Annotated in this window: 9 protein-coding genes; all 9 read left to right on the plus strand. The window is 71.7% G+C overall.

Annotated elements, in window-relative coordinates; translation table 11 throughout:
- The first annotated feature begins 218 nt into the window (after window positions 1-218).
- Window positions 219-1,244: a LacI family DNA-binding transcriptional regulator gene (locus Nocox_RS13680; RefSeq protein WP_020544423.1), complete on the plus strand. Its 1,026-nt coding sequence runs from the start codon at window positions 219-221 to the stop codon at window positions 1,242-1,244.
- Window positions 1,245-1,582: 338 nt separating this feature from the next.
- Complete coding sequence (locus Nocox_RS13685; RefSeq protein WP_026214588.1) at window positions 1,583-2,878, plus strand: extracellular solute-binding protein; 1,296 nt, start codon at window positions 1,583-1,585, stop codon at window positions 2,876-2,878.
- Window positions 2,879-2,901: 23 nt separating this feature from the next.
- Complete coding sequence (locus Nocox_RS13690; RefSeq protein WP_246649785.1) at window positions 2,902-3,882, plus strand: carbohydrate ABC transporter permease; 981 nt, start codon at window positions 2,902-2,904, stop codon at window positions 3,880-3,882.
- Window positions 3,879-4,745 (plus strand): sugar ABC transporter permease, encoded by an 867-nt coding sequence (locus Nocox_RS13695; RefSeq protein ID WP_020544420.1) that lies wholly within the window; start codon window positions 3,879-3,881, stop codon window positions 4,743-4,745. The genes Nocox_RS13690 and Nocox_RS13695 overlap by 4 nt, the downstream gene beginning before the upstream one ends.
- 55 nt (window positions 4,746-4,800) lie before the next feature.
- Complete coding sequence (locus Nocox_RS13700; RefSeq protein WP_020544419.1) at window positions 4,801-6,372, plus strand: glycoside hydrolase family 13 protein; 1,572 nt, start codon at window positions 4,801-4,803, stop codon at window positions 6,370-6,372.
- Window positions 6,366-7,406, plus strand: coding sequence for a LacI family DNA-binding transcriptional regulator (locus Nocox_RS13705; RefSeq protein ID WP_026214586.1), 1,041 nt, complete (start codon window positions 6,366-6,368; stop codon window positions 7,404-7,406). Before Nocox_RS13700 ends, Nocox_RS13705 begins: the two co-directional genes overlap by 7 nt.
- 25 nt (window positions 7,407-7,431) lie before the next feature.
- On the plus strand, window positions 7,432-9,945 hold the full coding sequence (locus Nocox_RS13710) for an AMP-binding protein (RefSeq protein ID WP_020544417.1): 2,514 nt from the start codon (window positions 7,432-7,434) through the stop codon (window positions 9,943-9,945).
- Window positions 9,946-9,993: 48 nt separating this feature from the next.
- Entirely contained in the window at window positions 9,994-13,077 is a 3,084-nt protein-coding gene (locus tag Nocox_RS13715) for a non-ribosomal peptide synthetase (RefSeq protein ID WP_020544416.1), read from the plus strand.
- Between the two features lie 3 nt (window positions 13,078-13,080).
- On the plus strand, window positions 13,081-14,055 hold the full coding sequence (locus Nocox_RS13720) for a hypothetical protein (protein ID WP_020544415.1): 975 nt from the start codon (window positions 13,081-13,083) through the stop codon (window positions 14,053-14,055).
- Window positions 14,056-14,125: the final 70 nt, after the last annotated feature.

Genomic DNA, 14,125 nt, shown 5'->3' on the forward strand with positions numbered 1-14,125 from the left:
TCAGGGTGCGCAACTAGTTCCCGGAAACTACCTAGGAGATGAAGCTTCTGCAAGAGTTTGCAAGACAGTTGCAGGGACGGAACTGGACGACGGACGCCCTGGAGGGCGTCATGTCAGGCGTTCGGCTCCTCTCGGCAGGCCACCGAGTGCTGCTTCCGCTTGTAAAGCGGGCAAAGGCGCGGGTCATGGTGGGAAGGGAAGACGGTAAAATCACCGGCATGACCATGCGCCTCGCCGACATCGCCGCCCAAGCGGGCGTGAGTGAGGCGACTGTGAGCCGGGTGCTCAACGGCAGACCCGGTGTGGCGGCCGACACCAGGCAGGCCGTCCTCACCGCCCTTGACGTGCTGGGCTACGAGCGTCCGTTGAAGCTGCGGCAGAACCAGACCGGGCTGATCGGCCTGATCCTGCCCGAGCTCAACAACCCCATCTTCCCGGCGTTCGCGCAGGTCATAGAGAGCGCTCTGGTGTTGTCGGGCTACACGGCCGTGCTGTGCACGCAGACTCCTGGCGGCGTCACGGAAGACGACTACACCACCCTGCTGCTGGAGCGCGGCGTCGCCGGAATCATCTTCGTCAACGGGCTGCACGCCGACTCGCGCTCCGACCGCACCCGCTACGTGCGGCTGGCCGAGCTGGGCCTGCCAATGGTGCTCATCAACGGCTTCCGTCCCGACATCCCCGCGCACTTCATCTCCAACGACGACGTCGCCGCGCTCGACATGGGGGTCAACCACCTGGTGTCTCTGGGCCACCGGCGGATCGGGCTCGCGGTCGGGCAGGAGCGTTTCGTTCCGACCATCCGAAAGACGCAGGGATTCGAGCGCGGCATGGCCGCCTACGCCGGCGTCACCGACGTCTCCGAGCTGGTCGTCAACACCCTCTACACCGTCGAGGGCGGCCAGTCCGCGGCGCAGCAGCTGCTGGAGCGCGGCTGCACGGCCATCTGCTGCGGCAGCGACATCATGGCCATCGGCGCGATCAGGGGCGCCCGCAACCTCGGGCTTCGCGTCCCGGAGGACGTCTCGGTCGTGGGCTTCGACGACACGCCGATGACGGCCTACCTCGACCCGCCACTGACCACCATCAGGCAACCGGTCCGCGACATGGCCCTGGCGGCCGTCGCGAGCCTGCTGGACGAGATCCAGGGCCTGCCCGCGCCTCGCGCGGAGCTGTTGCACCGCCCTGAGCTGGTGGTCCGCCGCTCGACGGCTCCGGTCCGCGCCGCCGTTCCCACCAGCTGACCCCTGCCGGATCCCGCGAGGTCCCGGCTTTCGCCGTGCCCTCTTGCGGGCGGAAGCCGGCGCGAACAACCGTCCCGTAACGGCGCCCCTCCACTGGGTTGGGCGGCCGCAAGCGGAATGTTCCCGATGCGCGTCCTATGTCCGAAAAGCTGCATCACTCGACTACATAGAGTGATGATCTGACGCCTTGCTGCAAAGATAACGAAAAGAGTGTCTCTGTATGAAAGGTCTTTCAATCTTTCTTGCAGCCGCGTAACGTCCTCCTCACTTCCCAGGACCCCGGCGGCGAGGTACCGCAGGGCGTGTCCTCAACCCCGGCCTGAAACGAGGAGACAGAGATGCGGCAAGCCCTTTCAGCCGTGACGATGGTCGCGGCACTCGCGCTCGCGGTCAGTGCGTGCGGCGGTGGCGGCGGCACCACGTCCTCGGCGGCGCCGTCCAGCGCGGCCCCCGCGGACCCGACCCAGATCAGCGGTGAGATCACCTGGTGGGACACCGTCCGTCCCGACAGTGAGGGCCCGACCTTCCAGAAGCTGATCAAGGAGTTCGAGGCCAAGTACCCGAAGATCAAGGTCAAGTACGTCAACGTCCCCTCCGACCAGGCGCAGAACCAGTTCCAGACCGCGGCCCAGGCTGGCACGGGCGCTCCTGACGTGATCCGCTCCGAGGTCGCTTGGACGTCGCAGTTCGCCGAGCTGGGCTACCTGCAACCGCTGGACGGCACCCGCGCGGTCGACAACGAGGCCGACTACCTGCCGGGCCCGCTGAGCAGCACCAAGTACAACGGCAAGACGTGGGCGGTGCCGCAGGTCACCGACACGCTCGCGCTGCTGTACAACAAGCGGCTGCTGAAGGAGGCCGGCCACGACGAGGCCCCCAAGACGATGGCGGAGCTCAAGCAGACCGCCTTGGACGTCAAGGCCAAGGCCGGCGCCAACGGCCTGGCGCTGAACGTGGACGGCTACTTCCTCCTGCCGTTCATCTACGGCGAGGGCGGCGACCTCCTGGACGTCCAGAACAAGAAGGTCGTGGTCAACTCGCCGCAGAACGTCAAGGCGATGACCGAGCTGCAGGACCTCATCACGTCGGGCGCGGCGGCCAAGCCGGCGCTGCAGGACAGCTACGCCAACGCGATGACCGCGCTCAAGGACGGCAAGACCGCGATGATCTACAACGGCCCGTGGTCGCTGTCGGAGGTCTACCAGGGCAAGGAGTTCAAGGACAAGGAGAACCTCGGCATCGCCCCCGTGCCCGCCGGCTCCGCCAAGGCCGGCGCCCCCACCGGCGGCTGGAACCTGGCCGTCTACGCCGGTTCGAAGAACATCGAGGCGTCGTACGAGTTCCTGCGCTTCATGAGCTCCTCCACCTCGCTGGCCACCGTCTCCAGTGAGCTGGGCCTGCTGCCGACCCGTTCGTCGAGCTTCGACGACCCGAGGGTCAAGGCCAACCGGGACGTCGCGGTCTTCAAGCCGATCCTGGACACGGCGGTGCCGCGCCCCTGGATCCCCGAGGGCGGCCAGCTCTTCCAGCCTCTGCTCGAAGCCTTCCAGGGGCTCGTCGGCGGAGCCAAGCCAGAGGAGACGCTGAGCAAGACCGAGCAGCAGTTCCAGCAGGTCATGAAGGCCTGGAGCTGAGCGTGGCGGTCTCGACCGGACGTGTGAGAAGCACGCCCAGCGCCGGCGCCCATCACGGCCGGCGCCGGGGCGGCCGCGCCCCGGGCCCGCTGCGGCGGGCCCTGGGGCGGCACTGGTACGCCTGGGCCATGGTCGCGCCGGTGCTGGTCGTCATCGGCGTACTGATCGGCTGGCCACTCCTGCGCGGCGTCTACCTGTCCCTGACCGACGCCACCGAGGCCAACGTCGGCCGGACGATCGGCGTCAACGTCATCCCGGCCAGCTACGAGTTCGTCGGACTGGACAACTACCTCGACATCCTGACCAGCAGCCTGTTCTGGGACAAGCTCACCTGGACGGTGATCTGGACGGTGTCCTGCGTCGGCCTGCACTACGGCCTGGGCCTCGGCCTGGCCATGCTGCTGCACCGCCGGATGCGCTTCCGCTCGGTCTACCGCATGTTGCTGATCCTGCCGTGGGCGATCCCCGGCTTCGTGGCCGCCTTCATCTGGCGCTACCTGTTCAACAGCGACTTCGGCGTCATCAACGCGATGCTGAAGGCCGCCGGCCTCGGCGCGGTCGGCTGGCTGGACGACCCGACCACCGCCAAGCTGGCCGTCATCGCGGTCAACGTGTGGGTCGGCGTGCCGTTCATGATGGTGGCCCTGCTGGGCGGCCTGCAGGCGATCCCGGCCGATCTCTACGAAGCCGCGGCGGTCGACGGCGCGACCCCCTGGCAGCGCTTCCGGCACATCACGCTGCCGATGCTGCGGCCGGTGTCGGCGACGGTCGTCCTGCTCGGCACGATCTGGACGTTCAACATGTTCCCCGTGATCTTCCTCATCACGAGAGGAGGCCCTGGCAGTGACACGGAGATCCTCGTCACCTACGCCTTCAGGGAGGCGTTCACGGGGGTCCGCAACTACTCCGGCTCGGCCGCGTGGGGCGTGATCATCCTGGCTCTGCTCATCGTGCTGGCCAGCGTCTACCGGCGCGCGCTGCGCAAGCAAGGGGAGGTCTGGTGAGCACCGTGAACACCCGCCCGGTCGCCGGCCAAGGCGACAGGCGCGGCCCTCTCGCGTCCGTGCTGTTGCACGCCACCCTGATCGCGGCCAGCGTCATCTCGCTGTTCCCGGTCGTCTGGCTGGTGCTGACGTCGCTGAAGCCGCGCGACGGGTGGCTGTCGGCCGAGCTGGAGCTGTTCAACCAGCCGTCGCTGACGAACTACTCCCGGGTGTTCAGCGAGACCGAGTTCCCCGTCTGGCTGCTCAACTCGGTGGTGGCCGCGGGCCTGACCACCGTGCTCGGCGTCTTCCTCGCCTCGACCACCGGGTACGCGCTCAGCCGGTTCTCCTTCCCGGGGCGGCGCGGGATCATGTGGCTGCTGCTGATCACCCAGATGTTCCCCGTCGCCATCCTCATCGTCCCGCTGTACAACCTGATGGCGGCGCTCGGGCTGCTCAACCAGATTCCGGGGCTGATCGTCGCGTACATGACGATCGCGGTGCCGTTCTGCGCCTGGATGATGAAGAGCTACTTCGACTCCATCCCGCGGGAGATCGACCAGGCCGGGCTGATCGATGGCCTGACGCCGTTCGGCACGTTCTGGCGGGTGATCCTGCCGCTGGCCCGGCCGAGCCTGGCCGTCACCGCGTTCTACTGCTTCATGACCGCGTGGGGCGAGGTGGCGTACGCGACGGTCTTCATGTCGCAGGAGGACAAGCGCACCCTCGGCGTCGGCCTGCAGCAGTTCGTCGGCCAGCACTGGTCCGACTGGGGACTGCTGACCGCCTCCGCCGTGCTCATCGCGGTCCCCGCCGCGGCGGTCTTCCTGGTCGTCCAGCGCCATCTGGTGGCCGGCCTGACCAGCGGCGCCACCAAGTCATGAGGCGGGCCGCGACCCTTCCCTCCAGCCATCCGCATCCGACCGATCGGGGAGACACATGACCGAACTGGCCGAGGACGCCGCGCGGGCGGCCGCCGCCACCCGCTGGTGGCGGGACGCGGTGATCTACCAGGTGTACGTACGCAGCTTCGCCGACAGCGACGGTGACGGCGTCGGCGACCTGCCGGGCGTGCGCAGCCGGCTGCCCTACCTGGCGGACCTGGGCGTGGACGCCCTCTGGCTGACCCCGTTCTACCCCTCGCCCATGGCCGACTTCGGCTACGACGTCGCCGACTACCGGGACGTCGACCCGCTGTTCGGCACGCTCGCCGACGCCCGCGAGCTGATCGCCGACGCGCACGCGCACGGCCTGCGCGTCATCGTCGACGTGGTGCCGAACCACACCTCCGACCGGCATCCCTGGTTCGCCCGGGCCCTCGGGGGCGGCCCCGACCGCGACCGCTACATCTTCAGGGACGGCCGGGGGGCGAACGGCGAGCTGCCGCCCAACGACTGGGAGTCCGTCTTCGGCGGTCCCGCCTGGACCCGGGTGGAGGACGGCCAGTGGTACCTTCACCTGTTCGCCCCCGAGCAGCCGGACCTGAACTGGGAGCACCCGGAGGTGCACGCCGAGTTCGAGGGCGTGCTCCGCTTCTGGCTCGACCTGGGGGTCGACGGCTTCCGCGTCGACGTCGCCCACGGCATGGTCAAGGCGCCGGGGCTGCCGGACGTCGGCCGTACCGGCCAGGTCGAGATGATCGGCACCGCCGTCGTGCCGTTCTTCGACCAGGACGGCGTGCACGACATCCACCGCGCCTGGCGGCGCGTCCTCGACTCCTACCCGGGAGAGCGGATCGGCGTGGCCGAGGCGTGGGCCCCCACCGCCGAGCGGCTGGCCGACTACGTCCGCCCGGACGAGCTGCACCAGGCGTTCAACTTCCACTTCCTGAAGACCCCCTGGGACGCCGCGCAGCTGCGCGCGGTCATCGACGAATCGCTGCACACCGCCGCGCTCGTCGGCGCGCCCTCGACCTGGGTGCTGTCCAACCACGACGTCAAGCGGCACGTCACCCGCTACGGCGGCGGCGAGCGGGGGCTGCGCCGGGCCCGCGCCGCGGCCCTGCTCGCGCTGGCGCTCCCTGGCTCCGTCTACGTCTACCAGGGGGAGGAGCTGGGCCTGCCCGAGGTGCTCGACCTGCCGGAGGAGTGCCTGCGCGACCCCCAGCGGCTGCGCGACCCCGACAGCGGCCGGGACGGTTGCCGCGTGCCCGTTCCCTGGACGCGCGAGTCCGGCTGGAACGACCCGTGGCTGCCCATCCCGGAGGAGTGGGCGGGGCTGAGCGTCGAGGCCCAGCGGGACGACCCCGGCTCGACCCTGGAGCTGTACCGGACGGCGCTGCGGCTGCGTCGCGAGTGCGCCGAGCTCGGTGACGGCGACCTCACCTGGCTCGACGCGCCGTTCGGGACGCTCGCCTTCACCCGCGGCGACGGATTCACCTGCGTCGTCAACCTCAACGACCACGAGGTGGAGCCACGCGTCGAGGGCGAGCTGCTGCTGGCCAGCGCCCCGCTGATCGACGGCGCGCTCCCGCCCGACTCGGCCGCCTGGTGGAGGCGGCCCTCGTGGTAGCCGCGGCCGGGAACGGGACGCCCCGGCTCATCGACATCGCCGCGCTCGCGGGGGTGAGCGAGGCGACGGTCAGCCGGGTGCTGAACGGCCGGCCAGGAGTGTCGGACCAGACCCGGCGGTCCGTGCTGACCGCGCTCGACCTCGCGGGGTACGAGCGGCCGGCGCGGATCAAGCAGCGCAGCCGCGGGCTCGTGGGCCTGGTGACGCCCGAGCTGGACAACCCGATCTTCCCGGCCTTCGGGCAGGCGATCGAGAAGGCGCTCACCCAGCACGGTTACACGCCGGTGCTGTGCACGCAGCTGCCCGGCGGCGCCCCCGAGGACGAGTTCACCGAATTGCTCCTCGAATGCGGCGTCAACGGAATGATCTTCGTGTCGGGGCTGCACGCGGACACGACCGCGCGTGCCGACCGCTACACCAGGCTGGTGGCGCAGAGCGTGCCGATCGTCCTGCTGAACGGGTACGCCGCCGACGTCGAGGCGACATTCCTGTCCACCGACGACCGATTAGCGGCCCGGCTCGCCGTCCAGCACCTGCACGACCTCGGGCACGTGCGGATCGGGCTGGCCGTCGGCCAGGCCAGGTTCGTGCCCGTGGTCAGGAAGGTCGAGGGCTACCGGCAGGCCATGGCGACACTCGGACTCGGCGGGGCCGACGAGTCGCTGATCGCCCACTCGCTCTTCTCCGTCGAAGGCGGGCAGGCGGCCGCGTCCCAGCTCCTGGACCGCGGCTGCACAGGACTGGTCTGCGCGAGCGACCTCATGGCGATCGGTGCGATCAGGGCCTGCAAGGAGCGCGGGCTCGACGTGCCGCGCGACGTGTCGGTGGTCGGCTACGACGACTCCACGCTCATCGCCTACACCGACCCGCCCCTGACGACGATGCGCCAGCCGGTGCAGGTCATGGCGACCGCGGCGGTCGACGCGCTCCTGGAACTGGTCGCCGGTGGACCCTACCGGCACCAGGAACTGATGTTCCGGCCGGAGCTCATCGTCCGCTCCTCGACCGGCTCAGGGCCCAACATCATCCGTTGACCGAAGGAAGAAGGGAGGCGAGGGTGTGGAGGCCGAGCTGACCATCCCCGGCCTGTTACAGGCCCGCGCCGAGGCCGAGCCGGACAGAGCGGCCATCGTCGTGGACGGCCGGGGCGAGCTGACCTTCGGCGCATGGGCGTCGCGCTCCAACGCGGTGGCGCACGGCCTGCTGGACCGGGGGCTGCGGCCCGGCGATCGGGTGGGGCTGCGCTTCGGGGGAGCACGGTGGATCGACTACGCCGTGGCCTACTGCGGGGTTCAGAAGGCGGGCGGAGTCGCCGTCCCCCTGGCCGCGGCGCAACCCGTACGCGTCACGGACGACATCCTCGACCGGTGCGACGCCGTCGGCGTGCTGCAGGAGGACACCGGCTGTGCGGCCGGGCCGGGCCGATGGGCGGCCACCATCGAGGAGGTCGAGTCCGCCGACGACACGCCGCCCGGCATCGAGGTCAGTCCCTCCCGGCTCGCGCAGATCGTCTACACGTCGGGGACGACCGGAGACCCCAAGGGCGTGGCCGCCAGCCACGCCAACCTCACGTACGGGCGCCACCCGATGCCGCGCCGCCGCGCGTACGCGCACTCCCGGCACTTCCTGCACGCCTTCCCCATCGGCACGAACGCGGCCCAGATGATGCTGATGGACGCCCTCACCGCGTACCCGGCGGCGCTGGCGCTGCCGCGGTTCGACGCCGCGGAGTTCTGCCGGCTCGTCGAGGCGTACCGGGTGGGGACCGTGTTCCTGGTGCCGTCCATGGCGATCGAGCTGCTCGGCTCGGCCGCCAGGCGACGCCAGGACCTGTCGAGCGTCGTGCTCGTCGGCTCCTCGGCCGCCGCCCTGCCGCCCGCTCTGGCGCAGGACCTGGCCGCGGCCTTCCCCGGCGCCGTCCTGGTCAACACCTACACCTCCACCGAGGCGATGCCGGCCGGGACCACGATGGTCCTGGACCCCGAGCGGCCGGGGTCGCTGGGCAGGGCGAGCGACCCGGGCGACCTCGTGATCCGCGACTCCGGCGGGCGTGTCCTGCCGCCGGGCGAGGTGGGCGAGGTCTGGCTGCGCTGCCCGGCGCCGCCGCGCTCGTACTTCGCAGACCCCGGCGGCAGCGCCGCCGTGTTCAGGGACGGCTGGGTGCGCATGGGGGACGTCGGCCACCTGGACGACGCCGGATACCTCTATCTCGCCGACCGCGCGGGCGACGTCATCAAGTCGGGCGCGCTCAAGGTCTCGACGCTGCGTGTCGAGGCCGCTCTGCACGAGCACCCGCTCGTGGCGGAGGCGGCGGCCGTCGGGGTTCCCCATCCCGTGATGGGCGAGGTCCCGTCGGCGGCCGTACGGCTTCGGGGGCACGTACGGCTGGAGGAGCTGCGCGACTTCCTCACCACGCGCCTGGCCAGGCACGAGCTGCCGACCAGGATCGCGGTGGTGGACGACTTCGCGCGCAACGAGGCGGGCAAGGTGCTCAAACCAGCCGTGCGCGCCCTGTTCACCGGCGCTTCCACGCGGGTGCCGTTGACGGCGGCGCAACTCGCCGACCTGGCCGGCGACCCTTCGCCGCACGAGTCGGCGCTGCGCGTGCACGATCCCCTCGACCTGGCCGCGCTCCGCCGCGCGCTGGCCGATCTCGCCGCCCGGCACGACGCCTTGCGCATGACGTTCCCCGGCGGGGGCGTCGCCGAGATCGCCGACGGTCTCGCCCCTGACCTGGAACGGGTGGAGGGAGGGACGGCGGCCCTCACCGGAGCGCTCCGAGCCGCCTTCGACGCCAGGCGCGGGCCGCTGCTGCGCGCCGTGGTCGCCGAGACGCCGGACGGCGGGCGCCTGCTCGGGCTCGCCGCGTATCCCCTGGTGTGCGACGCCTGGTCACTCGACCTGCTCGTCCAGGAGCTCGGCATCCTGTACGGCGCCGCGTACCACGGCAGGCCGGCCGGCCTGCCGCCGGTGGAGACGACGTACGCCGGCTTCGTCACCGCCGCCCACGCCGGGTCAGGTGCTCCGACGCCCGTCACCCGGCCGGGCCCGGTCTTCGACACCGGGCCGGCGGAATGGGTTCCCGTGGTGATCGCCGCCGGGACGGTCGGCAGGCTGCGTCGCGCCGCACGGGCCAGGGGCACTGCTCCGGGCAGCCTGGCGCTCGTGGCGTGGGCGTCCGCGCTCGCCGAAGAGCATGGCTCCGCGTGCGTGCTCGTCCGCTCGCCGGGGCGTACCACCCCGGGCGCCGCCGGATTGGTCGGTCCCTTGGGCGTGGACATCCCCGGCCTTCCTGAGCAGGTCGTCGAAGCGGCCGACGCCGAGGCTCATCGGTTCCGGCCCGTGCCCCCGCACGCCGGACGGTTCACCTTCGAAGGACTGCGGCCCGAGCCTGACCTGCCCGGACTGCGGACCGAGCCGCTGCCGCTCCCCGCGCCCACGCCTCCGCACGGGCCCCCCCGGCTCACCTTGACCGCGCAGCCCGACGGCAGCCTGTCCGGCCACTGCGAAGGGCGTTCGGCGGCGCGGGCGGCCGAGTCCTTCACCCACCACCTGGGCCTGCTCCTCTCGTGAGCACCCCCTGAAACACCGCACCTCGTGATCGGAAGTGAAACCTCAGCGATGGCCATTCCCACGATGACCGATCATCCGCGCATCCGGGCCTCCCTCGCCCAGCAGGGCATCTGGTTCAACGAACGCCTCGGCGGCCTCGGAACCGTCTACTCCATGCCGTTCTCGGTCCTCTTCACCGGGCCGCTCGACGTGGCGGCGCTCGATGCCGCCTGCACGGCGCTGGTCCGCAGGCATCCCTTACTGGCCGCCGTCGTCGCCGAGGACAGAGGGGAACCGTACCTCGTCGAGTCGGCACGGCCGCCCCGGCTCGCGGTCGTGGAGGTCGCCGGGCGCGAGCCGGACGAACTGGTCCGCGCCGAGCTCCTGCGCCCGTTCGACCTGCGCACCGGCCCACTGGTACGGCTCACGCTCCTCGTCGAAGGGCCGGAACGGGCCCTGCTCCTCGTCGTGGCCCACCACCTGGTCTTCGACGGGGAGTCCACCTCGGTCTTCCTCGACGACCTGGCCGAGCTCTACCGCGCCGAGGTCACCGGCCGGGCGGCGGACCTGCCCGAGGTCCCGTACGACGGGCTGGCGGAGAGGGAGGACACCCGCGTCACGGCCACACTGGCGCAGGCCCGCGACTTCTGGGCGGCGCGCCACCGGGAGCGGACGGAAGTGGTGCTGCCCGGCCTCACCGGGGAAGCGGCGACGGCGGCGAGCGGCGAGTCGGTGGAGTTCACGCTGACCGGCGAGCTGTCGTCGGCGCTCGACCGCCTGGGCCTGGACACCGGCGCGAGCCGGTTCGAGATCCTGCTCGCCACGCTGCACGCCCTGCTTCACCGGTACGGCAACGCGGAGCCGACCGTCGCCGTCGACCTAGGCACCCGCACCGCTGACACCCGCCAACACATTGGCGCCTTCGTCAACGAGTTACCGGTGACCGCCCGGCTCGACGGCTCGTGGAGCTTCCGCAGGTTCCTGCAGGACCAGCGGTTCGCCCACGGGCTGCGCTCCGATCTGCCGGGCCTGTTCCGCGTCCGTGAGGTGCCGCTGTCACGCGCGGTGCGCGACGTGCGGCCCGGGGTGGCGCTCGCCCCCGTGTCGCTCGGCTACCGCAGGCGGGGGGCTGCGCCCTCCTTCGAAGGGGTGCGCGCCGACGTCACGTGGGCGCTGTTCAACCACACCGTGCGCGGCGCCCTGCGGGTACACGTCGTGGACGGGCCCGACAAGTGCGGCGTCATCCTCCAGTACGACCCCGCCACGATGCGCCGCGAGAGCGCGCAGCGGGTCGCCGCCCACTGGCTGCGCCTGCTCGCCGACGTGACCGCCGACCCCGACACGCGGCTGTCGGAGGTGGAGCTGCTCGGCGCCGACGAGACCGAGCCGCTACTCGGCGCCTGGATCGACACGTCCGTCGCCTATCCGTCGGCCACGCTGCCCGAGCTGGTCGTCCGGCAGGCGCGGCACGCCCCCGAGGCGGTGGCGGTCCGCCACGGACCCGGCGCGACGACGTACGCGGAACTGGCCGCCGAGGTGGAGGGGCTGGCCGTACGGCTGCGCGAGGCCGGAGTAGGACCGGGCACGCTCGTGGCCGTCCTCGCCGAGCGGTCGCGGCGTACCCTGGCCGTCCTGCTCGCCGTGCTCAGGGCAGGGGGCGCATATCTGCCGCTCGATCCCGAGCACCCGGCGGACCGGCTCGCCTTCATCCTGGACGACTCCGGCGCCAAGGTCGTCGTGGTCTCCGAAGCTCTGCGCGAGCGGCTGCCCTGCGGCAGTGCCACGACGGTCCTCCTCTCCGACACCCTGGAGCCCGCCGCGGGAGACGCGGGGCCGTGGCCGGAGCCCGACAGCCTCGCCTACGTCATGTACACCTCGGGCTCCACCGGCCGCCCGAAGGGGGTCGAGATCCCGCATCGGGCGCTGGCCAACCTGCTGTGGGCGATGCGCGACCGCCTCGGCTCAAGGAGCGGCGACGTCTGGCTCGCCGCCACGTCCCTGGCCTTCGACATCTCCGCCCTGGAGCTGTACCTGCCGCTGATCACCGGAGGGAGCGTCGTCCTGGCGCCCGACGCCCTGACGAGGGACGGGCGCGCGCTCGCCGCACTGGCCGACACGTACGGCGTCACCCACGTCCAGGCCACGCCCTCAGGGTGGCGGATGCTGCTCGACGGCGGGTTCGACCGCCCGGCGGTGACCGCGCTCGCGGGCGGCGAGCGGCTGACCGCCCCGCTGGCCGCCGAACTGCTGGCCAGGACCGGCCGGCTGATCAACGTGTACGGGCCGACGGAGACCACGATCTGGTCCACCAGCGCCGAGGTGACTCAGGCGGGAGCGGGCGTGCCCATCGGGACGCCCCTGGCCAACACGCGGGTGTACGTCCTGGACGACCGGCTCCGGCTGCGGTCGGTCGGCGTGCCCGGCGAGCTGTGCGTCGCCGGTGACGGCGTCGCGGACGGCTACCGCGGCAGGCCGGAGCTGACCGCAGAACGGTTCGTCGCCGACCCCTTCGGCAAGGGCCTCATGTACCGCACCGGGGACCTCGCGCGTTGGCGCGAGGACGGCGTGCTGGAATTCCTCGGACGCCTCGACGACCAGGTCAAGCTGCGCGGCCACCGTATCGAGCCAGGAGAGATCGAGGCCAGGCTGGCCGAGCACCCGTCGATCGCGCACGTGGCGGTGGCGGTGCGCGGCGACAGGCTCGTCGCCTACGCCGTGCCTGCCGCCGGCGCGCCCGGCCTTCCCGCCGGGCTGCGGGAGCACTGCGCGAGGACGCTCCCGCCGTACATGGTGCCGGCCGAGTTCGTGGAGCTGGACGCGCTGCCGCTCACCCCCAACGGCAAGATGGACCGTGGCGCGCTCCCCGCGCCACCGGCCAGGGACGCGCCGCCGCCCGAGCCGGACGCGCCCGCCGCCGCGCTCACCGGCGCCGCGGCCGTGGTGCACGAGATCTGGTGCGACGTGCTCGGCGTGGACCGGGTCGGCCCGCACGACGACCTGTTCGACCTGGGCGGCCACTCGCTGACGATCACGCAGATCGCCGCGCGAGTACGCTCCCGGCTCGGCGCCGACCTGCCGCTGCACCTCTACTACGACGACCCCACGATCGCGGGCATCGCCGCCGCCGTCGAGCGGTCGCGCGGGGAGGGCTGACCGATGGCGTTGACCGCGGCGCACGTCGCCTGGACGGGCCCCCACCGGGCGGGGCTGCGCAGGCACCGCGACAGGGCGCTGGAGAACGGGCCCTACGCGATGCCCGTCGAGGAGATCCTCACCTGCGTGCACGGGATCCGGGCGTGGCGGGCCTTCCACGGCGGCGTCGAGCTGGTGACCGACACACTGGGCGCCAAGTACGCCGCCGAGCAGGGCCTGGACGTGCTCTACGACCGCGTCAACACCGCCCTCGACGCCCTGGACGAGCTCGACATCGACCCGCTGTTCTACTTCGCCGCGGGCAAGAGCCATCTGGCGACGCTCCGCCGGGCCCCGTTCGCCGTCATCGACACCGATCTCTACCTGCGCAGTCCCATCGAAGGGCTGGACCGCGGGGGCTTCGTCTTCGCCCACTGGGAGTCGACCGGCAACGCCGTCTACCCGCCGGTTGCCGAGGTGCCCAACCAGGGCGGCGCCGACCTGTCGCGCTGGGTCTTCGACACTCCCGCCGCGAACATGGCGATCTCGGTGTTCCTGGACGACGAGCACCGGGCCGCGTACGCGGCCGCGTCGATGGAGTTCATGACGGGCAACGCCGCGCCGTCGGCGACCGACCCGCTCGTCCGGCAGACGTTCGCCGAGCAGCGCCTCGCCCCGGCGGTGGCGCGGGCGCTCGGTATCGACCTGCGCCCCGTGACCGGCAGGTTCTGGATCGTCGAGGCGGAACGGTGGGACGGCCCCCCGCACGCCGGGCTCTTCCACCACACCTGGCACCACAAGCGGATCCTGCGCGACCACCCCGAACTGCGGCCCGCCTACTGGCGCTACCTGCTGGAAGACCTGCTGTGGACGTTCCCCGACACCTACGACCTGCTGATGTCCGCGCCTGGGCTGGGGGAGTGCGCGGAGCTGATCCGCCGGACCCGGCGCGATCTGGAGGCCGACGGCCCCAGCCTGCTCGACTGGAGGAAGCGATGACCGCACCGGCCACGCCGCTCGGTTGGGGAAGCGAAGACCGTACCGGCGACGGCGCTCGACTGGGGGAAGC

Origin of the sequence: Nonomuraea coxensis DSM 45129 (assembly GCF_019397265.1) — a bacterium.
Lineage (GTDB): Bacteria > Actinomycetota > Actinomycetes > Streptosporangiales > Streptosporangiaceae > Nonomuraea > Nonomuraea coxensis.